This is a genomic window from Microbacterium sp. zg.Y1084 (assembly GCF_024623595.1).
Lineage (GTDB): Bacteria > Actinomycetota > Actinomycetes > Actinomycetales > Microbacteriaceae > Microbacterium > Microbacterium wangruii.
The window spans coordinates 118,739-140,231 of sequence record NZ_JANJGV010000009.1 but is presented as its reverse complement, the minus strand read 5'-3'; the positions used below and the strand labels follow the sequence as shown (position 1 = coordinate 140,231).

Genomic DNA, 21,493 nt, shown 5'->3' with positions numbered 1-21,493 from the left:
CCCGGCATCCGTCACCCCCGCGCACACTGGGGCATGGCCCCGCTCCACCCGTCCGTGCGTGACGCGCTCGCCGCTGCGCTGGCGCTGGCCTTCCCCACGTGGTGCGCGGGGTGCGACGACCCCGACACGGCGCTGTGCGCCGACTGCCGCGCCGCCCTCGCACCACCCCGGCTGATCCCGCACCGCAGGCTGGGCGGCCTCGACGTGCACAGCGCCCTGGAATTCGACGGCGTAGCCGCGCGGGTGCTGCGGGCTTTCAAGGAGGAGGGGCGGACGACCCTGGCCACCGCCCTCGCCCCGGCGCTCGCCGCGGCTCTGGGATCGTGCGGGGAGAGCACCGCGGTCGTGCCGGTTCCTTCGACGGCGGCGGCCGTGCGGCGGCGGGGCTACCGGCCGGTCGAACTGCTCGCCCGTCGCGCGGGTGCCCGCCCGTGGCGCCTGCTGCGGGTGGTGCGCGCCAGCGCCGACCAGCGCGGCCTCACCCGCGCAGCACGTGCGCAGAACGTCGCCGGATCGCTGGAGGCGGCGCCTGCCGCGGCAGGACGGCGCGTCGTGCTCGTGGACGACGTCGTGACCACCGGGGCCACTCTCGCCGAGGCGGCGAGAGCCTTGCGGGCTGCCGGGGCGCAGGTCGTGGCGGCGGCGACGGTGGCCGCCACGCCGCGGCACGGCGCGCGCCTGTCGGGGATGTGACACCGGCGCGGCCGAAGGGTAGCGTTGCAGGTACAAGGCGACTGATGGTCCGCCCTTGGCCGGGCGGACCGGAACAAGGAGGTCAAGGATGGATACCAGCATTGTCGGCGTGGGAGTGGGAATCAGCGATCGATTCCGCACCGTTGTCGAAGACAAGGCTCAGCGTGTAGAGCACCTTGCTCCGCGGGCCCAGCGGCTGGACGTCAAGGTGACCCACCGCGCCTACCACAACGGCCGCATGGAAGACGAGACGGTCGAGCTCACCCTCACCGGCAAGGGTCCGCTGGTGCGGGCCGAGGCCACGGACGGTGACAAGTTCGCGGCACTGGACCTCGCCGTCGACAAGCTCGCCGAGCAGCTGCGTCGCGCCAAGCAGAAGCGACTGGATGCTCGCGACAAGCCGCGCGGCGCGACCTTCAAGAAGGAGAACGGCTCGCTGGAGGGCATCGACGTGCAGCCCGCATCGGCCGACGTGCTCAAGGCCGTCGCCACCGGCTCCGTGCCCGTGCAGACCGACCCCGAGGAGGAAGCCGACTACACCCCGGTCGTCATCCGCACCAAGGAGTTCGCCGCGGAGTGGATGACGGTCGAAGAGGCGGTCGACCGCATGGAGCTGGTCGGCCATGACTTCTTCCTCTTCATCGACGCCCGCACCGATCACCCGAGCGTCGTGTACCGGCGCAAGGGCTGGGACTACGGCGTCATCTCGCTGACCGCCGCCGCGCCGCCGGCTGCGTCGTAGCAGCAGACCTCGAAGCGGGGGGGGGGGGGGGGGGAGGCGAGCCGCGGGCGGCGCGTGTGGGTTGGCGGCGGGGGGGCCCCGCGCCGCGGGGGGCGGCGTCCCCCCCGCCCCCCGGGGGGGGGCGGGGCCCCCCCCCCCCCCCCGCCCCCCCCCGCTTCTCTGTGCCCGGCGTCGACCCGACACGGGGTCGGGCAGGGGAGTGGGGCAGGCAGCGCCGCGGGCGCCGGCGGCGCACCGTGAAGGAGCCGACCTGCGCGGGGCTCAGTCGAACATGCCGTCCAAGAGGCTGCCGATGACGAGCCCGCCGAGGATTCCGCCCATGACGTTGTTGCCGCCGGGGCCGCCGCGTCCGCCGCCCCAGCCGCCCTGCGGGCCGCCCCATCCCGCATCGGGGCGGGAGGAGTCGATGTCGCGCTGGGCGTACTGCAGCGCCTCGGAGGCCAGCAGCCCGCAGCGGCGCGCATCGGCGAGAGCGCGCTCCCTGTCGTCCTCGGCGATCGGACCCGCCGCGACCGACGCCAGCCCGAGGCGCAGGCTCTCGGCCTCGGCGAGGCGCGTGCGCGCGTCGGCCCCGATCCAGCCGCGGTGGCCGGAGATGACCGATCGGGCCACGGCCAGCTGGCGGTCGGCGTCGTCGATGGCGTGACGCACGTGCGCCTCGTCGGGGAGCGGGCGCGCCGCCCGCTCGCGCGCCAGTGCGATCGCGGCATCCAGCGCGGCGTTCTTCTCACGCAGCACCGTGAGCTCTGCGAAGGGGTCGGCCTTGCCACCGGCAGGGGTGAGGTCGTTGAGGGCGCGCTCCAGCTCCGCCGTGGCGCGGGTGACAGCCGGCACCTGGGGTGCGGTGCGCGCGACGACGATGTCCTCGCGGGAGTCGGCCACGACGGCCGCCAGCGTCGACTGGGCGCGCAGAGCCTCGACCTCGAAGTCGTCGACGGCGTCGAGCAGCGTTCCCGCCCGTCGCACCGCCTCCATCGACGCTTCGAGCGCGACGTTGGCGGGCCCGCGCTCACCGGCGTCGCGGCGGCGCTCGGCGACATCGGCGCCGTGCTCTGCGAACTCCAGCAGCGCAGCGGCCTCGTCAGGATTGCCCGACACCCGCTGCGCGGCAGCGGGTGCGTAGCGCGAGTTGACGCGTTCGACCACGGCGCGGGCGGTCGACAGGCGCGCGGTGAGGCGGGCGACGTCGGCACGGATGCCGGCGAGGATCTCGGGGGCGCGGCGCGCGCGCTCGATGCGCTCGGCCAGGGCGCCGGTGCGGTCGTCGATCAGATCGTCCGCCCACTCGCACAGCTGGACGATGCGGGCGTTGCGCGTGCGCAGCTCCTCGACGGTGTCGGGGATGTCGTCGTGGTTGAGCTGATTGAGGTGGAACGCCTCGCCGAGGTGGTGACGCACCGCCGCCAGCGCTTCTCGGAGCTCGACCGTGGCGTCGGCGCCGAGCTCGGCGTCGGCGAACACGAGCTCGTCGCTGATGGAGCGCAGTCGCTCATCCGTTGCCACGAGCGCTGCTCCCGCGCGTCGGGCCAGATCAGCGTCCTGCTCCTGCAGCTCCTGCTGCTCGCGCTTGCGCTTTCCCCAGAATCCGGCCATGTGATGATCCTAAAGGCGCAGCCGCTGCGCGCGCCGAGGTTCGCTCACGGCGAGAGGGTCGACGCGACGTTCGGGCGACGCCGAGGTCACAGGCGGATAACATGGCGATGTATGCCCGCGCGCCCGAGCGTGACGGTGCCGGCGCAACCCGCGCCCGAACGACAGATGGAGATGCCCCGTGGCCAACCCTCTCGAGAAACTGCTCCGTGCCGGTGAGGGGCGCGTGCTCAGGCGCCTGCAGCAGGTCGTCAAGGCGGTCGGCGCCCTCGAAGAGGACTACACCCAGCTCACCGACGAGGAGCTGCGCGGCGAGACCGCCGAGCTGCGCGCCCGCTACGAGGCCGGTGAGACGCTCGACCAGCTCATGCCCGAGGCCTTCGCCGCCGTGCGTGAGGCGGCCAAGCGCACCCTGGGCCAGCGCCCCTACGACGTGCAGGTGATGGGCGGCGCAGCGCTTCACCTCGGCAACATCGCCGAGATGAAGACCGGTGAGGGCAAGACCCTGACCGCGGCGCTCCCGGTGTACCTCAACGCCATCGCCGGCAAGGGCGTGCACGTCATCACCGTCAACGACTACCTCGCCTCCTACCAGGCCGATCTCATGGGCCGCGTCTACCGCGCGCTCGGCATGACCTACGGCACGATCGTGGCCGGCCAGAACCCGCAGGTGCGCCGCGAGCAGTACGCCGCCGACATCACCTACGGCACCAACAACGAGTTCGGCTTCGACTACCTGCGCGACAACATGGCCTGGCGCAAGGAGGACCTGGTCCAGCGCGGCCACTTCTTCGCCATCGTCGACGAGGTGGACTCCATCCTCATCGATGAGGCACGCACCCCGCTGATCATCTCCGGCCCGTCCTCGGGCGAGGCGAACCGGTGGTTCGTGGAGTTCGCGAAGATCGCCAAGACGCTCGAAGCGGGAGTCGACTACGAGGTCGACGAGAAGAAGCGCACGATCGGCGTGCTCGAGCCGGGCATCGAGAAGGTCGAGGACTACCTCGGCATCGACAACCTGTACGAGTCGGCCAACACACCCCTCATCTCGTTCCTGAACAACTCGATCAAGGCGCTCGCACTGTTCAAGCGCGACGCCGACTACGTCGTGATGAACGACGAGGTCATGATCGTCGACGAGCACACCGGCCGCATCCTCGTCGGCCGCCGTTACAACGAAGGCATCCACCAGGCGATCGAGGCGAAGGAGGGTGTTCCAGTCAAGGCCGAGAACCAGACCCTCGCCACGGTCACGCTGCAGAATTACTTCCGCCTGTACGAAAAGCTCGCCGGCATGACGGGTACCGCCGAGACCGAGGCGGCGGAATTCATGTCGACCTACAAGCTCGGCGTCGTTCCGATCCCCACCAACAAGCCGATGATCCGCAAGGATCAGCCCGACCTGGTGTACAAGAACGAGCAGGCGAAGTTCACCCAGGTCGTCGAGGACATCGCCGAGCGCCACGCAGCCGGGCAGCCGGTGCTGGTGGGCACCGTGAGCGTGGAGAAGAGCGAGTACCTCTCCCGGCTGCTGGCCAAGAAGGGCATCAAGCACGAGGTCCTCAACGCCAAGAACCACGCGCGTGAAGCCGAGATCGTCGCCCGTGCCGGGCGCCTGGGCGCCGTGACCGTCGCGACGAACATGGCCGGTCGAGGCACCGACATCATGCTCGGCGGCAACGCCGAGTTCCTCGCGGTGCAGGAGATGAAGGCCAAGGGTCTCGACCCCGCCGAGACCCCCGAGGAGTACGAGGCGGAGTGGGACGCGGTGTACACCGCGGTGCGCGACACCGTCGCGGAGGAGGCCGAGAAGGTCGTCGCCGCCGGCGGCCTGTACGTTCTGGGCACCGAGCGTCACGAGTCGCGCCGCATCGACAACCAGCTGCGCGGCCGCTCCGGTCGACAGGGCGACCCCGGAGAGAGCCGGTTCTACCTGTCGCTGACCGACGACCTGATGCGCCTGTTCCAGTCGGGGGCCGCCGAGGCGATCCTCGCGCGCACCAACTTCCCCGACGATGTCGCGATCGAGTCGACCATGGTCTCGCGGGCGATCAAGAGCGCCCAGTCCCAGGTCGAATCCCGCAACGCCGAGATCCGCAAGAACGTCCTGAAGTACGACGACGTCCTCAACCGGCAGCGCGAGGCGATCTACGCCGACCGCCGTCACATGCTCGAAGGTGATGACCTGTCGGACCGCATCTCGCACTTCATCGAGGATGCGATCGGCTCGGTCATCGACGACCACACCTCGTCGGGCCACACCGAGAGCTGGGACTTCGACGCTCTGTGGACGGAGCTGAAGACCCTGTACCCGGTCTCGGTCACGATCGACGAGGTCGTCTCCGAAGCCGGCCACAAGGGCCGCATCACCCCGGAGATCCTCAAGCGCGAGATCCTCTCCGACGCCAAGATCGCATACGAGCGCCGCGAGGAGTCGCTGGGTTCGCCGGCGATGCGCGAGCTGGAGCGTCGCGTCGTGCTGCAGGTGCTCGACCGCCGCTGGCGCGACCACCTGTACGAGATGGACTACCTCAAGGACGGCATCGGCCTGCGCGCGATGGCTCAGCGCGACCCGCTGATCGAGTACCAGCGCGAGGGCTATCAGATGTTCCAGGCGATGATGGGGCAGATCAAGGAGGAGTCGGTCGGGTTCCTCTACAACCTCGAGGTCGAGGTGCGTCGCACCGACGGCCAGGAGGCCGAGGTCGAGGCGAAGGGCCTCGTCGCTCCCGAGCAGCCGCGGCTGGAGTACTCCGCGCCCAGCGACTCCGGTGACGTCGAGGTGCGCAACGAGCGCGGCCAGGTGCAGCAGGCGGCGACCGCCCGGCTGCGCGAGGCTCGGGCCGCCGGAGCGCCCGGCGCCGTCGTCGACGCCGAGCCGCAGGAGGGCGCCCGCGGCGCGTTCGGCCAGCGCACGGAGGCCGCGGCCCCCGGTGCGAGCGGTGGGCAGAACCGCGCACAGCGCCGCGCCGCCGGCAAGAAGAAGTAGCACCGAAGGCATCCCGCCCGCCGCAGGCGGGAGGGCGCACCGGCGCAGGACGACTCCCACGGGAGCCTCCTGCGCCGGTGGTGTCTGCGGCGCCGGCGAAGGAGACGCCCCGGCGACGGGGATATCCTGATCCGATGAGCCCGCTGCGCACGCTCGACCAGTCGAGCAAGCTGAAGAACGTCCTCTACGAGATCCGCGGTCAGGCCCTTGTGGAGGCCGACCGGCTCGAGGCCGACGGGCACACGATCCTGAAGCTCAACACCGGCAACCCGGCGGCGTTCGGGTTCGAAGCGCCCTTCCAGATCGTGCGGGACATGATCGAGGCGGTGCCCCAGGCGCACGGTTACAGCGACAGCCGCGGCATCATGTCGGCGCGGCGGGCCGTGGTCTCCCGCTATGAGCAGACGCCGGGATTCCCGCTGTTCGATCCCGACGACGTCTACCTCGGCAACGGCGTCTCCGAACTGATCACGATGACCATGCAGGCGCTGCTGGACGAGGGTGACGAGGTCCTCATCCCCGCGCCGGACTACCCGCTGTGGACGGCGATGACGAGCCTCGCCGACGGCACGCCGGTGCACTACCGCTGCGACGACGCCGCCGGCTGGCAGCCCGACCTCGAGGACATCCGTGCCAAGGTCACCCCCCGCACCAAGGCGATCGTCGTGATCAACCCCAACAATCCCACCGGCGCGGTCTACAGCCGCGAGGTGCTGCAGGGGATCGTGGACATCGCGCGCGAGCACTCGCTGCTGCTGCTGTCCGACGAGATCTACGACCGCATCCTGTTCGACGGCGCCGAGCACATCCCGCTCGCGACCCTCGCCCCCGATCTGCTGTGCCTGACCTTCAACGGTCTGTCCAAGACCTACCGCGTGGCCGGCTACCGCTCCGGCTGGCTGGTCATCACCGGCCCGAAGAAGCATGCGGCCGGGTTCCTGGAGGGCATCCAGCTGCTGGCATCCACCCGCCTGTGCCCGAACGTCCCCGCGCAGCACGCGGTGCAGGCGGCGCTGTCGGGCGTGCAGTCGATCGACGCGCTCATCGCCCCGTCCGGGCGGCTGCACGAGCAGCGGGATGCCGCGTGGCAGGGCCTGGAGGCGATCCCCGGTGTCACCTGCCACAAGCCCGCCGGCGCGCTGTACGCCTTTCCTCGACTCGACCCCGAGGTCTACGAGATCCACGACGACAGCCGCCTCGTCTACGACTTCCTCGTCGCCGAGCACGTGCTGCTGGTGCCGGGGACCGGGTTCAACTGGCCCACGCCCGACCACCTGCGCATCGTGACCCTCCCCGAGGCGCGTGTGCTCACCGAGGCGATCGAGCGGCTGGGGAACTTCCTGTCCTCCTACCGCCAGTGACCGGAGCGGACGCCCCGCGTCCCGTCAAGCCTCTGCCGGCCATCGCCGCCGCTTCCTATCGTCGGGCGCATGGCAATCGAGCTGAACAGACCCGCCCTGCGTCACGCGCGCGCCCTCATCCGCGACGGCAAGGTCGTCCGCGACGAGCGCGACGACTGGTCCGAGGCCGCGCCCGATGCGGATGAGGAGAACGCCTTCATCGACAAGGCCGGCTGGACCGAGTACTCCCATTGGCACCTCGGCGTCGACCGCAGCGAGAACGCGCAGACCAAGAAGGCCTACACGTTCCCGTTCGGCGACTTCCAGCGCGTGCACCGCTCCGGGGTCATCTCCGGCGAGAGTCGCGCCGGACAGTACGATCACGCGGAGATCCGCGACGCGCTCGCCTCCCTGCTGGCGTTGATCGACGACGGCGACCGTTAGGCCGCGACGTCACAGGAGCGCCAGCGAGGTGGCACGCCACCGGTGGTCCATCCCCTCCAGCCGGATCGCCACCGCGCGCGTGCGTGCCGGTCCGGACACCACCACCACCGCCTCCACGACGCCGTCCAGCGGTGAGGACTGCCGGATCGTGCCGATGGTGTGCACCGGGCGGGCGGCGGGCACTCCGCGGGCGCTGCGGGCACGCGCTGCGAGGTTGGCCCGCGTCACCAGGGCGCGGTAGGTCTCCTCGGTGAACCAGCGCGCGAGCTGGTCGACTTCGCGCACTCCCGCCAGCACCTCCAGCACGCCCCGGGTGAGGTTGCGCAGCAGCGGCTCGGGATCGGGAAGATCCTCGGCGGAGGTGCGCTGCGGCGCGAGGAAGTCGTCGACAGCGATGCTCGTCGAGACGGCTCGCGGCGCCGGAGAGGGGGAGGGGAGCATCGGGCTTCCTTTCTCTCGGCGGATCGCGCAGCGGGAAGTGGCACGAGTGAACCACAGCGCCAGGACGGCGCGGGATGAGAATGCTCCAACCTGTGGACAACCGGGAGGGACCACGGCGGCCGGGCGCTACATTCGCGGAATGCGCTGGGACCGCCTGTTCGAGGACCTCGAGGACCAGCTCGCGTCCGAATGGGAAGCCGAGCGGGCGGCGCTCGACACCGAGGCCGAGCGACTGCGGCTGTCCAAGCTCACGCTGCGTGAGCGGCTGCGCGCGCTCGCGGGGGCGGATGCCGCCGTCTCCGCGGAACTGCGCGACGGCACCGTCGCCGCCGGCACGGTCTCTTCCGTCGGTGCGGACTGGTTCGCACTGGACACGGCCACCCGCCGCAGTGCGGCGATGCTGGTGCCGCTGGCGGCCCTGACGGCGCTGGGGCTGGCGCAGGAAGAGCTGCTGCGCACCGCGCGACCCGGGCAGCCGGCCGCACGTCTGGCGGATCGGATGACACTGGGGTTCGTGCTGCGCGACCTGTCGCGACGGCGCATCCCGGTGGCCGTGGGCGTGGGGCCGGGCCGCGTGCTCACCGGCACCATCGACCGTGCGGCGGCCGACCATCTGGACCTCGCCCTGCACGATCGGGATCGGCCACGTCGTGCGGGAGAGGTCAGCGGACACCGCATCGTCGCGACCGATGCCGTGTCGTGGGTGCGGCTGGACGCCACGGTCCCGCTGGGGTGAGCCGGCGGGCCTCAGTCCGGGCGGTGCACCGTCCCCCGGCCCCACAGCTCGGGGAAGCTCGCCGCGTTGGACTCCCGCCACAGCGCCATGCGCCGCGCCTCCTCCGCCTGGGCGTCGAGATACTCCTCGACGCTGTCGTGCTCGATGCGCCACCGCGCCGGCGAACCCACCTTCATACCGCGGAGCCTGCCGTCGAGCACGAGGGCGACCACCTCGTCGACGGTCACGCTCAGCAGCTCGGCGACCTGCGCGGGGGCGAGCAGGCGCGCCTCGGAGGGGGTCATGCGGGGCATGCCCTCATTATCGGTGTCCGGGGGCGTTGCGGGCGCCCCCGCACCGGGCTGTGGATAACCTTCGGCACATCCTCAGTCTCTGGGTCACGATGGGGGCATGAGCGCACCGGAGATCCCGCCCGCGCGAAAGCGGGCGCCATGGGCCGACGTCAGGTTCGCCCTCGGCGTCGTCCTGATCGTCGCGTCGGTGGCCGGGGTCTGGTTCGTGGTGTCGGCGTCACGACAGACGGTGCCGGTGTTCGCCGCGGTGCGCACCATCGTGCCGGGTGAGGCCATCGACGCCGCGGCCGTGCAGGTCGTCGACGTCGCGCTCGGCCAGGTCAGGGAGGCATACGCCGCCCCGGGACTGCTCGAGCCGGACGCGATCGCCACGCGCACGATCACGTCGGGAGAGCTGGTGCCGCTGAGCGCCGTCGGCCCCGCGTCGTCGGGCGATCTCACCTCGGTGGTGCTGCGATCCACGACCGATGTGCCTGCGAGCGTCGCGGCGGGCACGCGGGTCGAGGTGTGGTCGGCGCCCGCGATGGAGCGCGGCCAGTTCGATCAGCCCCGCATCCTCGTGCCGGACGCGACCGTCGCCACCGTCACGCGTGATGACTCCGTGCTCGGCTCCGACGGGGCGGCGCTCGAACTCATCATCCCGCGCGCCGACGTCGCGGCCGCTCTGGCGGCGGTGGCCGGTGGGGCCGCACTGTCGGTCGTGCCCCTGGCGGGCGGTGGCCGGTGACCACCGCGGTCGTGGCCGTCGACGGCGCCGCCGCCTCCGACATCGCGCTGAGCCTGGAACGGCACGGCGTGCAGGCCTCGGCGGCGGTGAACGCGGCCGCTCCCGCGCGCGCGGCGGCGGACCCTCTTCTGGACGATGCCGGGCGGGAGCTGCTGGCGGTCGTCACCGCCGCCGACCTGCTCCTCCTCGAGCTGCGGCGGGACACGATCGCCCCCGCACTGGTCTCGCTGTGCGACCGGCACGGGGTTCGCATCGTGCCGCTGTGCGCTGCCGCAGGGGAGGGCCGCCTGGCAGAGCTCTACGGACTGGCCGCACCGCTGCCGCTGACCGACGTCGAAGCGCTTCCGCGAGCCCTCGCGATGGATGCCGTACCGGCCGCCCCGCCGACGGCGCCGGCGGCGTCGGGCAGGGTGATCGCGGTGTGGGGGCCGACAGGGGCGCCGGGGCGCAGCACGCTCGCCGTCGAAATCGCCGTCGAACTGGCCCGCGACGGCCGCAGGGTGGGCCTGGTCGATGCCGACACCCACGCTCCGTCGCTCGCCCTCGCTCTGGGGCTGGCCGATGAGGGGCCGGGGTTCGCGTCCGCCTGCCGTCAGGCGGAGCAGTCCACGCTCACCCCCGCCGAGCTCAGCCGGATCGGCGTGCCGCTCGGCCGCGGTGTCGAGGTGCTCACCGGGCTGAACCGCCCCGGCCGTTGGCCGGAGCTCACCGGCGACCGCATCACGGCGGCGCTGGACGTCTGCCGCCGGTGGGCGGACGAGATCGTCGTGGACGTGGCCGCGTCGCTGGAGCGCGACGAGGAGATCGTCAGCGACCTGGCGGGGCCGCGCCGCAACGCGGCCACACTGGCGGTGCTGCAGGCTGCCGACCTCGTGGTGGCCGTGGCCGCGGCAGACCCCGTCGGCATCGCGCGGTTCGTGCGAGGGCACGCCGACCTGCGAGCCACGATCGGCGCCACACCGGTGGTCGTGGTGGTGAATCGGCTGCGCGCCGGTGCGCTGGGGGTCGATGCGCGCGGACAGGTGCGGGCGACGCTCGAGCGGTTCTGCGGCATCCGCGACGTGTGGTTCGTTCCGCTGGACACCCGCGCCGCGGATGCCGCGATGCTGTCGTCCCGGCCGGCGCGGGAGGTGGCGGGGCGCAGCGCGCTGTCCTCGGCGGTGCGCCGGCTCGTCGGCGAGGCGCTGGCGCCGGTGGCTGCGGAGTCCGCGCCCGCCGCACGGCCGCGCCGCGAGCGCGCAGGCCGGAGGGGGTGGTCGTCGGCGCGGACCGCCTGAGTGCACCCGATTAGGCTGAAAGGATGTCGACGCTCAGCGATCTCGTCTATGCCCAGGGATGGGCCACCGCCGACGATGTGGAGTGGCTGCACCGCCTCGCCGGCGACAGCCAGCTGCTGGCCGATCTGGCGTTCGCCGACATCGTCATCTGGGTTCCGACCGCGGACGGCTCCTTCATCGCGGTGGCGCACACCCGGCCGAGCGGCGCGGCCACGCTGTTCTACCGTGACATCGTGGGCGACCTTATGCGCCCGCAGTGGCGCACGCAGGTGCGCGACGCGTTCACCGGCGCCCGCATCGTGGATTCCGCCTCGCCCGACTGGTTCGAGGAGACCCCCACGCGGGTGCGGGCGGTGCCGATCGTGCGGGAACGGGCCACGGGCGATGAGCCCCCCCGGGTGCTCGGCGTGCTCACCCGCCACACGAACCTCGGTGAGACCCGCACGCCGTCGCGCCAGCAGATCACCTTCAACGACTGCGCCGACGACCTGTTCGCGATGGTCGCCTCGGCCGACTTCCCCGACCTGACCGCCCCCACCTCGCCGCGCCGCGGCGCGCCGCGCGCCTCGGACGGCCTCATCCGCCTCGACCCCGACGGGGTGACCACGTTCGCCAGCCCCAACGCGCTGTCGGCGTTCAACCGGCTGGGCTTCGAGGAGGAGCTGGAAGGGGAGTCGCTCGTCGAGGTCACCACCGGCATCCTCCCCGCGTCACGGCAGTTCGACGAGTCCCTGCCCGTCGTGGTCAGCGGGCGCGCGCCCTGGCGGGCCGACATCGAGGCACGGGGCGTCACAGTGTCGCTGCGGACCATTCCGCTGCGCGATCACGACCAGCGGATCGGCGCGATCGTGCTGTGCCGCGACGTGACGGAGATCCGCCACCAGGAGCAGGAGCTCATCACGAAGGATGCGACGATCCGTGAGATCCACCACCGGGTGAAGAACAACCTGCAGACGGTCGCATCGCTGCTGCGCATCCAGGCGCGACGCACGCATTCCGACGAGGCGCGGGAGGCGCTCACGCAGGCGATGCGGCGGGTGTCGGCCATCGCGGTGGTGCACGACACCCTCTCCGGCGGCCTCGCCCAGAACGTGGACTTCGACGACGTCTTCGCGCGGGTGCTCAAGCTCGTCGCCGAGGTCGCCGCAGCGCCGAACACACGCGCGCGCACGCGCACCACCGGCCGCTTCGGCACGTTGCCCAGCGAGTACGCCACGCCGCTCGCCCTCGCGCTGACCGAGCTCGTGACCAACGCGGTCGAGCACGGGCTCGCCGGCAAGGAGGGCGACGTGGAGATCGCCGCCGAGCGGTCCGATGACCGACTCGCGGTGAGCGTGCGCGACACGGGGATCGGCCTGCCGGAGGGTCAGGTGGGTCGCGGTCTGGGAACGCAGATCGTGCGCACCCTCATCCAGGGTGAACTGGGTGGCACGATCGACTGGCACACGATCGTGGGAAGCGGCACCGAGGTGACTATCGACATCCCCCTGCGCTACATCAAGCGCAGTGCCGGCTGACGTCGAGCGATGATGCCGCTGCGTCGCGATGGCGCCCCCCGGCACCATCGCGACGGCACGGCGTCAGCTGGCGCGGCGGGCGCGGGCGGCGCGGCGCTTGAGGGCGCGGCGCTCGTCCTCGGAGAGACCGCCCCAGACGCCGGAGTCCTGACCGGTCTCCAGGGCGTACTGCAGGCAGATCTCGGTGACCGTGCAGCGGGCGCACACAGCCTTGGCCTTCTCGATCTGCTCCACGGCGGGGCCGGTGTTGCCCACAGGGAAGAACAGTTCGGGGTCGACGGTCAGGCAGGCAGACTTGTCGCGCCAATCCATATCAGGATGCTCCTTATTCGGGGGGAATGTTCACGTGCGTGTCAGTGTGCCGAATCGGGTATCCGGTACTCTGGGGAAATGCGAGCCTCTGCTCGCCCCACGGCGCTGTGGGAGCACACAACCTGACAATGCTTTCACAGTGCGACGAGTCCGGGCAAGAGTGAAGCCTGGGGTGTTCCGAGGAACTTGCTGTGCGGTGGCGGAGCGGGTTGACGATTCACACAACGACCCGCTGGATTCCGGAAGCTGACTCGAGGATGCCGACAATGCCTGCTCTGACCCCTGCCGAACGCGTCGCCGGTGTGCTGCTGGCTCTGCAGGCGCTGGGCGTGGCGGCCCTCGTCGTGTGGGAGGCGGCCGCGCTCGCCGGAGGCGACACGCTTTCGGTGCCGACGGCGATCGCCCTGCTGGTGGTCACCGGCCTCGGCGCGGTCGCGATGGGGGCGTTCGCGTTCGCGGTGCTGCGCGACGAGTCGTGGGGCCGCTCGGGCGGGATCGTCCTGCAGCTGCTGCTGCTGGCCGTGGCCCTCGGCGCGGCCACCGGGACATTCGGCGACGGCGCGCTGGCGCTGGCCCTGGCTGCTCCCGCGCTGCTGACCCTCGTGCTGCTCATCCTGAGCGTCCGGGCTGCGGCTGCGCGGCACCCGCGCGACGACGCGCAGCCCGGCGCCTGAGGGCTCAGGCGATCTGCAGCAGCGTGCGCAGACGGGCGACGTGTCCGGTCGCGCGCACGTTGTAGAGAGCCTGCTCGATCACGCCGTCCGCGTCGATGACGAAGGTCGAGCGGATGACGCCCTCGACGACCTTGCCGTAGTTCATCTTCTCGCCCCACGCGCCGTAGGCCTCGTGCACGGCGTGGTCGGGATCGCTGAGCAGATCGAAGCTGAGCCCGTCGCGCTCGCGGAAGGTGCGCAGCTTCGCCGGCTCGTCACGCGAGACGCCGAGCACGGTGTAGCCGGCCGCCTGCAGCGCCGGGAAGCTGTCGCGGAAGTCGCACGCCTGCGTCGTGCAGCCGGGGGTCATGGCGGCCGGGTAGAAGTAGAGGATCACGCGACGGCCACGCAGTGACGAGAGCGAGACGGGGGTGCCGTCCTGGTCGTCGAGGGTGAACGCGGGCGCGGGGGAGCCGGGCTGGAGCTTCATCCCTCCAGCCTAAGGACGTGAGGCGGCGTTCCTGTCCCGCTCGGCGAAGGTCTCCAGCAGCCGCTGCAGCGAATCCACGCGCGCGGCGCCGTTGGGTCCGAGCCGGCCCTCGGCCAGTGCCTCCGCGATGGCGCAGTCAGGCGCATCGCGCAGGTGGGTGCAGCCACGCGGGCACTCTGCCGCCGCGGCGGCGAGATCGGTGTAGGCCGCGATGATGTTCGCCGGATCGACGTGGCCGAGGCCGAACGAGCGCACCCCGGGCGTGTCGATGACCCAGCCGCTGCCGTCGGCACCGTGGTAGCGCAGCGACACCGTGGAGCTCGACGTGTGGCGGCCGCGTCCGGTCACCTCGTTCACGTGGCCGGTGGCCCGGCGGGCCTCCGGGACCAACGCGTTGACGAGCGTGGACTTGCCCACCCCGGAGTGGCCGACGAACACCGTGGAGTGTCCCACCAGATGCCTGCCGATCTCGTCCACGGGCATGGCGCCCTGGGCGCTGGTGAACACCTGCAGCCCTTCGACGCCCTCGAAGTGGGACAGGAACGCGGTCGGGTCGGCCAGATCGGTCTTGGTCACGACGAGGAGCGGGCGGATGCCGGCATCCAGTGCAGCGATGAGATAGCGGTCGACGAGGCGCTCTCGCGGCTCGGGGTCGGCCGCGGCGACGACGACGAGCATCTGATCGGCGTTGGCGACGACGACCCGCTCCACCTGGTCGGTGTCGTCGGCCGAGCGGCGCAGCAGCGACGTGCGCTCCTGCAGCCCCACGATGCGCGAGAGGGTGCCGTCGGCTCCGGAGGTGTCGCCGACGATGCGGGCGAGGTCGCCGGTGACGATCGGGGTCTTGCGCAACTCGCGCGCGCGCACGGCCAAGGCGGTGTGCTCGTCGGGACCATCCTCGTCAACGAGCACCGTGTAGCGCCCCCGGTCCACGCCCAGCACCCGCGCGATGCGGGCGTCGGTGTGGGCGGGGCGGCGCTTCGTACGCGGGCGGTTCGCCTTGGGGTTGGGCCGCGTGCGGATATCGGCCTCGAAGTCGGGCTCGTCGTCGTCGTCGGGGTCGAGCCAGCTCATCGCGGGCTCCTCCTGCCTGCGGTCACCGCGCGGTGTCCGCCGCGTCGGCGCCGAGCATCGCCGCCCACAGTTCCGGGAACTGCGGGAGCGTCTTGGCGGTCGTGCCGATGTCGTCGACGACGACGCCGGGCACGAGCAGACCGATGAGCGCACCGGTGGTCGCCATGCGGTGGTCGTGGTGTGCGCGCCAGACACCGCCGGTGAGGGGGCGGGGGACGATGCGGATGCCGTCGGGCAGCTCGTGCGCCTCGCCGCCCAGTGCGCGCAGGTTGCCCACCAGCGCGGCGATGCGGTCGGTCTCGTGGCCGCGGATGTGGCCGATCCCGGTGATGGTCGTGGGTCCGTCGGCGAAAGCCGCGAGGGCGCAGAGGGTGGGCGTGAGCTCACTGGCCGCGGACAGGTCGAGGTCGACGCCGTGGATGCCGCCGGCACCGGCCGTGACGGTCAGGGCGCCACCCCGCCGCTGCGTGCGGGCACCCATGACGGGGAGGATCTCGGTGAGGAGGGCTCCGGGCTGCGTCGAGTGCGCCGGCCAGCCGGTCACGGAGACGTGACCGCCGACGAGCATCGCCGCGGCCAGGAACGGCGCGGCGTTGGAAAGGTCGGGCTCGATCGCCACGTCCTTGGCGCGCACCGGGCCGGCCGGCACGATCCACTCCGTCGCGCTGGGCCGCTCCACGTGCACACCGCGGTGCCCGAGGGCTTCGACCGTCATGTCGATGTGGGGGATGCTGGGCAGGCGCGGCCCGACGTGACGCAGGGTCAGCCCGACGTCGAAGCGTGCCGCCGCCAGCAGCAGGCCGGAGACGAACTGGCTGGAACCGCTGGCGTCGATCTCGACCTCGCCGCCGCGCACGTGGCCATGGCCGTGCACGATGAACGGGAGCGACCAGGTGCCCTCGTCGTCGATGTCGTTGCCGACGGCGCGCAGGGCCTTGATCATCTCGCCCATGGGGCGGTGCAGAGCCGTCTCGTGGGCCGTCAGGGTCACCTCGCCCGAGGCGAAGCCGGCGATCGCCGCGACGAAGCGCATCACCGTGCCCGCCTGGCCGCAGTCCACGACCGCATCTCCGGTCAGCGGGCTGATCGGCGTGACCACGAGGTCGGGCCCGAAGTCGCCGGTCCCGGCGACCTCCTGCACCTCCACTCCCAGCGTCCGCAGCGCCTCGATCATGCGCGCGGAGTCATCGGAGTGCAGCGGCGAGATCAGCCTCCCGGGGCCCTCGGCGATGGCCGCCAGGATCAGTTCCCGGTTGGTCAGCGACTTGGATCCGGGGACGCTCACAACGGCATCCAGGGGGGCCTCAGCGGTGGGCGCGGCCCACCCGCCGTCATCGGCAGAAGGTGGGGAGGAATACTCAGCGACGCTCATCGCGTTCTACCCTAACGAAACGCGCCGTTTGCGCCAGGAAATGGAGAAAGATGTCCGTCACCCTTGACGAACCCCCGTGGGGCGTTCTGAGCGCGGACGTAGACTGGCCGGTGATGAGCGACCAAGTGGATGCCGCAGCGGACGCACGCGCCCAGTTCGAGGAGCAGGCGCTCCCATTCATGGATCAGTTGTACGCAGCCGCGATGCGCATGACCCGCAACCCGGCCGACGCGGCCGACCTCGTGCAGGAGACGTTCGTGAAGGCCTTCGCCTCGTGGGCGTCGTTCACCCAGGGCACGAACCTGAAGGCGTGGCTGTACCGGATCCTGACCAACACCTACATCAACACCTACCGCAAGAAGCAGCGGGAGCCCTATCAGGGAACGCTCGACGACCTCGAGGACTGGCAGCTGGGGGGTGCGGAGTCCACCACGGCCACCAGCGCCCGTTCGGCGGAGGCCGAGGCCATCGACCGCATGCCCGCATCCGCGGTCAAGGAGGCGCTGCAGGCGATTCCCGAGGACTTCCGCCTCGCGGTGTACTTCGCCGACGTCGAAGGCTTCGCGTATCAGGAGATCGCGGACATCATGAAAACACCCATCGGCACCGTCATGAGTCGCCTGCATCGCGGCAGACGCCTCTTGCGGGAGCTGCTGGCCGACTATGCGAGAGAACGCGGGATCGACACGACCGCGACGAGGAGTGCGAAATGACCGACTGCGGCTGCGAGAAGGCTCGCCGGGACCTCGAGGAGTACCTGCGCAACGAGGTCTGCAAGACGGCGCACGCCGATATCACCGAGCATCTCGACCACTGTCCGGCCTGTCAGGACGAGGCGCTGGTCGCCAAGACACTGACCGACGTCGTGGCGCGTGCCTGCAAGGAGACGGCTCCCGAGGAGCTGCGCGACCAGGTGCTGGCGCGCCTGCGCGAGGCGCAGGCCGCGCACTGACCGTCCACGGCGCCGACCTCAGAGGGTGAGCGCCTGACGCAGGATCTCGGCCTGCTCGATCGCATGCTTCTTCGACGACCCGGTCGCGGTGGACGCCGCAGCCGAGCGGGAGACGCGGGCGATCGTGCGGCCGCGCAGGTGCTTGACGACCTCGAGCGCGATGAACGGCCAGGCGCCCTGGTTCTCGGGCTCGTCCTGCACCCACACCAGCTCGGCGTCGGGGTAGCTCTCGATGACGGCGTTGAGCTGATCGATCGGCGCGGGGGCGAACTGCTCCAGGCGCACCAGTGCGATCTCGGGGTTGGGCTTCTTCTCCAGCTCGGCCCGGAGGTCCCAGTGGATCTTGCCCGAGTGCAGCAGCACGCGCTTGACAGCCGACCGCTCCAGCCCGCGGTCGTCGTCGAGCACGGGCTCGAACTTGCCGGTGAGGAAGTCGTCCACCGCGCTGGTCGCTCCGCGCAGGCGCAGCATGGCCTTGGGGGTGAAGACCACCAGCGGGCGGCGCGGCCGGGCGTACGCCTGGCGCCGCAGCAGGTGGAAGTACGACGCCGGCGTCGAGGGACGCGCGACCGTCATGTTGTCCTGGGCGCACAGCTGCAGGTAGCGCTCGATGCGTGCCGAGGAGTGGTCGGGTCCCTGACCCTCGTAGCCGTGCGGCAGCAGCAGCACGACGCTGGACTGCTGGCCCCACTTCTGGTCGGCCGACGACAGATAGGTGTCGATGACGGTCTGGGCGCCGTCGGCGAAGTCGCCGAACTGCGCCTCCCAGAGCACCAGTGCGTCGGGACGCTCCACGGAGTAGCCGTACTCGAAGGCCATGGCCGCGTACTCGCTCAGCAGCGAGTCGTACGCCCAGAACCGGCCCTGGTTCTCGGACAGGTTCGTCAGCGGCAGCCACTCCTGGCCGTTGGCGCGGTCGTGGAGCACCGAGTGACGCTGCACGAACGTGCCGCGGCGGGCGTCCTGGCCGGCCAGGCGCACGTTGGTGCCCTCCAGCAGCAGCGAGCCGAAGGCCAGCAGCTCGCCGAAGGCCCAGTCGATCGAGCCGTTCCGGCTCATGTCGTTGCGCTTGTCCAGCAGCTGCTGCAGCTTGTTGTGCACCGTGAAGCCGTCGGGCTTGTTCACGAACGCGTCTCCGATGAGGTGCACCACCTCGCGCGAGACGCCCGTGCTCTCCGGCTCACCCGACGCGGGCTCGACCGCGGACGCGGCTGTCGCCGCATCGATGACGGGGGAGGAGCCGGTCTCGGCGGCGTGCGTCTCGGCGAACGCGATCTCGAGGCGCTCCTGGAAGTCGCGCTTGGCCTGCTCGTACTCCTCCTCGGTGATGTCGCCGCGGCCGACGAGCGCCTCGGTGTAGAGGCGCCGGACGGACCGCTTCGCCTCGATGAGGTTGGTCATCAGCGGCTGCGTCATCGAGGGGTCGTCGCCCTCGTTGTGACCGCGACGGCGATAGCAGACGAGGTCGATGACGACGTCGCGGTGGAACTCCTCGCGGTAGCGGAAGGCGAGCTCCGCCACGCGGACGACCGCCTCGGGGTCGTCCCCGTTCACGTGGAAGATGGGCGCCTGGATGGTCTTGGCGACATCGGTGGCGTACACCGACGTGCGGGCATCCTGAGGCAGGGTCGTGAAGCCGACCTGGTTGTTGACGACCACGTGCACCGTGCCGCCCGTGCGGTAGCCGCGCAGCTGCGACATCTGCAGCGTCTCGACCACGACGCCCTGACCGGCGAACGCCGCGTCGCCGTGCACGAGGATCGGCAGCCACGAGAAGGTGCCGATGGGCTTGCGGTCCTGCTTGGCCCGGACGATGCCTTCGAGCACGCCGTCCACGGTCTCGAGGTGCGACGGGTTGGCCGCCAGCACCACCGGCAGCTCCTTGCCGTTGTCGGCGATGAACGTCCCCTCGGTGCCGAGGTGGTACTTCACATCGCCGGATCCGCTCTTCGAGCCGATCGCGACGGAGCCCTCGAACTCCCGGAACACCTGGCCGTAGGTCTTGCCTGCGACGTTGGTGAGCACGTTGAGCCGGCCGCGGTGCGCCATGCCGATGGCCGCGCCGTCGAGGCCGGCGTCGGCCGCGCCGCGCAGCACCTGGTCCAGCAGCGGGATGAGCGACTCGCCGCCTTCGAGGCTGAAGCGCTTCTGGCCGACGTATTTGGTCTGCAGGAAGGTCTCGAAGGCCTCGGCCTCGTTGAGCTTGCTCAGCACCCGCAGCTGCTCGTCGTGGGTGGGCTTCTCGTACTTCGACTCGACGTTGTCCTGGAACCACGTGCGCTGCGCGGGGTCCTGGATGTGCATGTACTCGATGCCGAGGGTGCGGCAGTAGGAATCGCGCAGAACCCCGAGGATGTCGCGCAGCTTCATGGTGCGCTTGCCGGCGAAGCCGTTGGTGACGAACTCGCGGTCGAGGTCCCAGAACGTGAGGCCGTGGCTCTCGATCTCGAGGTCGGGGTGCGTGCGCTGCATGTACTGCAGCGGGTCGATGTCGGCCATGAGGTGGCCGCGCACGCGGAAGGAGTTGATGAGCTCCTGCACGCGCGCGGTCTTGTCCACGCGCTCGGCGAGGTCGACGTTGATGTCGTTGGCCCAGTGGATGGGCGCGTAGGGAATGCGCAACGCCGCGAACATGTCGCTGTAGAAGTCGTGCCCGCCCGTGAGCATCTCGTGCACGATCTTGAGGAACTGCCCCGAGCCGGCGCCCTGGATGACACGGTGGTCGTAGGTGCTGGTGAGGGTGATCGTCTTGCCGATGCCGAGGTTGACCAGCGTCTTCTCGCTCGACCCCTGGAACTCCGCCGGGTATTCCAGCGCGCCGGCGCCGACGATGCAGCCCTGGCCCTTCATCAGCCGCGGCACGGAGTGCACGGTGCCGATGCCGCCGGGGTTGGTCAGCGAGATGGTCGTGCCCTGGAAGTCCGCTGCGGTGAGCTTGTTGGCGCGGGCACGGGTGACGAGGTCCTCGTATGCCGAGAGGTACTCGCCGAACGTCAGGGTCTCGGCGCGCTTGATGCTCGGCACCAGCAGCGACCGCGAGCCGTCGGGCTTGGGCAGGTCGATCGCGATGCCCAGGTTGATGTGGGCGGGGGCCACGACCGACGGCTTGCCGTCGACCTCGGCGTAGGCGACGTTCTGGCTGGGGAAGATCTTCAGCGCCTGCACGATCGCCCACCCGATGACGTGGGTGAAGCTCACCTTGCCGCCGCGGGTGCGCGCCATGTGGTTGTTGATCACGATGCGGTTGTCGATCATGAGCTTGGCCGGCACCGTGCGCACGCTCGTCGCGGTGGGGACGGTCAGCGATTCGTCCATGTTCGCCGCGAGGGTCTTGGTCATGCCGCGCAGCGGAGTGACGACGTCCTCGCCCGCCTGCTCCGCCTCGCGCGGCTTGCGGTCCTGCGCCTGGGCGGGGATCGGCTGGGGCGCGGCGGGACGCGCGGTGGTGCGCGCCACCGGCTGCGTGCCGATCACCGGGATCGGAGCGGTCACCGGGTGAGGCTCGGCCTTGGGCGCGGGTGCGCCGGCCCCGGCGGACGCTGCGCCCGCGGCCTCCCCGGGCTGATAGGCCTCGAGCACCGGCCACCAGGCCTTGTCCACGGAGTTCTTGTCCGCCTTGTACTGCTCGTAGAGTTCATCGACGAGCCAGGCGTTTGCCCCGAACTCGCCTTCGCTCGAGGTTCCGACGCCGGTCACCTGGCTGGACACGCTGGATCGCCTGCTTTCTTCGGTGAAGTTCCGATTCGCGCGGCCTCGTCGTCGCCTGCGCGCACACAACAGTCAAGACTAACGCCTTTTGCCGGGCCATCTCAGGCCCGTGCTGACCTTTCGGGTGATTCGGATACTGGCCC

At 71.0% G+C, this 21,493-nt stretch carries 20 protein-coding genes; 12 read left to right on the top strand and 8 right to left on the bottom strand.

All coding sequences use genetic code 11. The features are described from left to right. The first annotated feature begins 33 nt into the window (after window positions 1-33). Window positions 34-693 (top strand): ComF family protein, encoded by a 660-nt coding sequence (locus NQ165_RS11060; RefSeq protein ID WP_257533462.1) that lies wholly within the window; start codon window positions 34-36, stop codon window positions 691-693. Window positions 694-781: 88 nt separating this feature from the next. After that, window positions 782-1,435, top strand: a complete 654-nt coding sequence (gene hpf / locus NQ165_RS11055) for a ribosome hibernation-promoting factor, HPF/YfiA family (RefSeq protein WP_257526581.1) — start codon at window positions 782-784, stop codon at window positions 1,433-1,435. A 261-nt stretch (window positions 1,436-1,696) separates the two neighbouring features. Here hpf and NQ165_RS11050 read toward each other — a convergent pair whose 3' ends face one another. Beyond that, entirely contained in the window at window positions 1,697-3,028 is a 1,332-nt protein-coding gene (locus NQ165_RS11050) for a hypothetical protein (protein ID WP_257526582.1), read from the bottom strand. Between the two features lie 178 nt (window positions 3,029-3,206). On the opposite strand from NQ165_RS11050, the gene secA reads away from it, so the two are divergent. The 3 genes from secA to NQ165_RS11035 all read left to right on the top strand — a co-directional run bounded on the left by secA (window position 3,207) and on the right by NQ165_RS11035 (window position 7,798). Beyond that, complete coding sequence (gene secA / locus NQ165_RS11045; protein ID WP_257526583.1) at window positions 3,207-6,014, top strand: preprotein translocase subunit SecA; 2,808 nt, start codon at window positions 3,207-3,209, stop codon at window positions 6,012-6,014. Window positions 6,015-6,148: 134 nt separating this feature from the next. Then, a complete protein-coding gene (locus NQ165_RS11040; RefSeq protein ID WP_257526584.1) occupies window positions 6,149-7,375 on the top strand; it encodes a pyridoxal phosphate-dependent aminotransferase in 1,227 nt (408 codons plus the stop codon). Between the two features lie 69 nt (window positions 7,376-7,444). Next, on the top strand, window positions 7,445-7,798 hold the full coding sequence (locus NQ165_RS11035) for a hypothetical protein (RefSeq protein WP_257533459.1): 354 nt from the start codon (window positions 7,445-7,447) through the stop codon (window positions 7,796-7,798). Window positions 7,799-7,807: 9 nt separating this feature from the next. Here the strand turns inward: NQ165_RS11035 and NQ165_RS11030 are convergent, their stop codons facing one another. Next, window positions 7,808-8,239 carry an Rv3235 family protein gene (locus NQ165_RS11030; protein WP_257526586.1) on the bottom strand — a complete coding sequence of 144 codons (432 nt, stop codon included), beginning with the start codon at window positions 8,237-8,239 and terminating at the stop codon, window positions 7,808-7,810. Between the two features lie 139 nt (window positions 8,240-8,378). Here NQ165_RS11030 and NQ165_RS11025 point away from each other — a divergent pair, with 139 nt between their 5' ends. Then, window positions 8,379-8,975 (top strand): hypothetical protein, encoded by a 597-nt coding sequence (locus NQ165_RS11025; RefSeq protein WP_257526587.1) that lies wholly within the window; start codon window positions 8,379-8,381, stop codon window positions 8,973-8,975. Between the two features lie 11 nt (window positions 8,976-8,986). On the opposite strand, the gene NQ165_RS11020 is transcribed toward NQ165_RS11025, so the two are convergent. Next, window positions 8,987-9,268, bottom strand: coding sequence for a helix-turn-helix domain-containing protein (locus NQ165_RS11020; protein WP_257526589.1), 282 nt, complete (start codon window positions 9,266-9,268; stop codon window positions 8,987-8,989). Between the two features lie 97 nt (window positions 9,269-9,365). On the opposite strand from NQ165_RS11020, the gene NQ165_RS11015 reads away from it, so the two are divergent. From NQ165_RS11015 to NQ165_RS11005, 3 genes are read left to right on the top strand one after another with little or no spacing between them, the layout of a single operon-like run. Next, entirely contained in the window at window positions 9,366-9,995 is a 630-nt protein-coding gene (locus NQ165_RS11015; protein WP_257526590.1) for a hypothetical protein, read from the top strand. Further along, entirely contained in the window at window positions 9,992-11,272 is a 1,281-nt protein-coding gene (locus NQ165_RS11010; protein WP_257533457.1) for a P-loop NTPase, read from the top strand. The genes NQ165_RS11015 and NQ165_RS11010 overlap by 4 nt, the downstream gene beginning before the upstream one ends. Before the next feature lie 23 nt (window positions 11,273-11,295). Next, window positions 11,296-12,789: a sensor histidine kinase gene (locus NQ165_RS11005; RefSeq protein WP_257533455.1), complete on the top strand. Its 1,494-nt coding sequence runs from the start codon at window positions 11,296-11,298 to the stop codon at window positions 12,787-12,789. Window positions 12,790-12,852: 63 nt separating this feature from the next. Here the strand turns inward: NQ165_RS11005 and NQ165_RS11000 are convergent, their stop codons facing one another. Continuing rightward, complete coding sequence (locus NQ165_RS11000; protein WP_191718336.1) at window positions 12,853-13,101, bottom strand: WhiB family transcriptional regulator; 249 nt, start codon at window positions 13,099-13,101, stop codon at window positions 12,853-12,855. A 266-nt stretch (window positions 13,102-13,367) separates the two neighbouring features. Here NQ165_RS11000 and NQ165_RS10995 point away from each other — a divergent pair, with 266 nt between their 5' ends. Further along, on the top strand, window positions 13,368-13,775 hold the full coding sequence (locus NQ165_RS10995; RefSeq protein ID WP_257526593.1) for a histidine kinase: 408 nt from the start codon (window positions 13,368-13,370) through the stop codon (window positions 13,773-13,775). Window positions 13,776-13,779: 4 nt separating this feature from the next. Here the strand turns inward: NQ165_RS10995 and bcp are convergent, their stop codons facing one another. From bcp to aroA, 3 genes are read right to left on the bottom strand one after another with little or no spacing between them, the layout of a single operon-like run. Then, window positions 13,780-14,244, bottom strand: coding sequence for a thioredoxin-dependent thiol peroxidase (gene bcp / locus NQ165_RS10990; protein ID WP_257526594.1), 465 nt, complete (start codon window positions 14,242-14,244; stop codon window positions 13,780-13,782). Window positions 14,245-14,253: 9 nt separating this feature from the next. Then, window positions 14,254-15,318 carry a ribosome small subunit-dependent GTPase A gene (gene rsgA, locus NQ165_RS10985; protein ID WP_257526595.1) on the bottom strand — a complete coding sequence of 355 codons (1,065 nt, stop codon included), beginning with the start codon at window positions 15,316-15,318 and terminating at the stop codon, window positions 14,254-14,256. 22 nt (window positions 15,319-15,340) lie between these two features. Continuing rightward, window positions 15,341-16,690, bottom strand: a complete 1,350-nt coding sequence (gene aroA / locus NQ165_RS10980) for a 3-phosphoshikimate 1-carboxyvinyltransferase (RefSeq protein ID WP_257526596.1) — start codon at window positions 16,688-16,690, stop codon at window positions 15,341-15,343. Between the two features lie 113 nt (window positions 16,691-16,803). On the opposite strand from aroA, the gene NQ165_RS10975 reads away from it, so the two are divergent. Both NQ165_RS10975 and NQ165_RS10970 read left to right on the top strand, forming a co-directional pair. Continuing rightward, complete coding sequence (locus tag NQ165_RS10975) at window positions 16,804-17,403, top strand: sigma-70 family RNA polymerase sigma factor (RefSeq protein ID WP_257526597.1); 600 nt, start codon at window positions 16,804-16,806, stop codon at window positions 17,401-17,403. Further along, the gene (locus tag NQ165_RS10970) at window positions 17,400-17,642 is read left to right on the top strand and encodes a zf-HC2 domain-containing protein (RefSeq protein ID WP_257526598.1); all 243 of its coding nucleotides are present in this window, start codon (window positions 17,400-17,402) and stop codon (window positions 17,640-17,642) included. Before NQ165_RS10975 ends, NQ165_RS10970 begins: the two co-directional genes overlap by 4 nt. Before the next feature lie 18 nt (window positions 17,643-17,660). On the opposite strand, the gene NQ165_RS10965 is transcribed toward NQ165_RS10970, so the two are convergent. Then, window positions 17,661-21,350 carry a multifunctional oxoglutarate decarboxylase/oxoglutarate dehydrogenase thiamine pyrophosphate-binding subunit/dihydrolipoyllysine-residue succinyltransferase subunit gene (locus tag NQ165_RS10965; protein ID WP_257526599.1) on the bottom strand — a complete coding sequence of 1,230 codons (3,690 nt, stop codon included), beginning with the start codon at window positions 21,348-21,350 and terminating at the stop codon, window positions 17,661-17,663. Window positions 21,351-21,493 lie beyond the last annotated feature (143 nt).

Coding starts and splice junctions, on each gene's coding strand:
- NQ165_RS10995 (WP_257526593.1), top strand. CDS start 13,368: ATGCCTGCTCTGACCCCTGCCGAACGCGTCGCCGGTGTGCTGCTGGCT.
- NQ165_RS11020 (WP_257526589.1), bottom strand. CDS start 9,268: ATGCCCCGCATGACCCCCTCCGAGGCGCGCCTGCTCGCCCCCGCGCAG.
- NQ165_RS10975 (WP_257526597.1), top strand. CDS start 16,804: ATGAGCGACCAAGTGGATGCCGCAGCGGACGCACGCGCCCAGTTCGAG.
- aroA (WP_257526596.1), bottom strand. CDS start 16,690: ATGAGCGTCGCTGAGTATTCCTCCCCACCTTCTGCCGATGACGGCGGG.
- NQ165_RS11040 (WP_257526584.1), top strand. CDS start 6,149: ATGAGCCCGCTGCGCACGCTCGACCAGTCGAGCAAGCTGAAGAACGTC.
- NQ165_RS11015 (WP_257526590.1), top strand. CDS start 9,366: ATGAGCGCACCGGAGATCCCGCCCGCGCGAAAGCGGGCGCCATGGGCC.
- bcp (WP_257526594.1), bottom strand. CDS start 14,244: ATGAAGCTCCAGCCCGGCTCCCCCGCGCCCGCGTTCACCCTCGACGAC.
- hpf (WP_257526581.1), top strand. CDS start 782: ATGGATACCAGCATTGTCGGCGTGGGAGTGGGAATCAGCGATCGATTC.
- rsgA (WP_257526595.1), bottom strand. CDS start 15,318: ATGAGCTGGCTCGACCCCGACGACGACGACGAGCCCGACTTCGAGGCC.
- NQ165_RS11025 (WP_257526587.1), top strand. CDS start 8,379: ATGCGCTGGGACCGCCTGTTCGAGGACCTCGAGGACCAGCTCGCGTCC.
- NQ165_RS11060 (WP_257533462.1), top strand. CDS start 34: ATGGCCCCGCTCCACCCGTCCGTGCGTGACGCGCTCGCCGCTGCGCTG.
- NQ165_RS11005 (WP_257533455.1), top strand. CDS start 11,296: ATGTCGACGCTCAGCGATCTCGTCTATGCCCAGGGATGGGCCACCGCC.
- NQ165_RS10970 (WP_257526598.1), top strand. CDS start 17,400: ATGACCGACTGCGGCTGCGAGAAGGCTCGCCGGGACCTCGAGGAGTAC.
- NQ165_RS11035 (WP_257533459.1), top strand. CDS start 7,445: ATGGCAATCGAGCTGAACAGACCCGCCCTGCGTCACGCGCGCGCCCTC.
- NQ165_RS11000 (WP_191718336.1), bottom strand. CDS start 13,101: ATGGATTGGCGCGACAAGTCTGCCTGCCTGACCGTCGACCCCGAACTG.
- NQ165_RS11050 (WP_257526582.1), bottom strand. CDS start 3,028: ATGGCCGGATTCTGGGGAAAGCGCAAGCGCGAGCAGCAGGAGCTGCAG.
- NQ165_RS11030 (WP_257526586.1), bottom strand. CDS start 8,239: ATGCTCCCCTCCCCCTCTCCGGCGCCGCGAGCCGTCTCGACGAGCATC.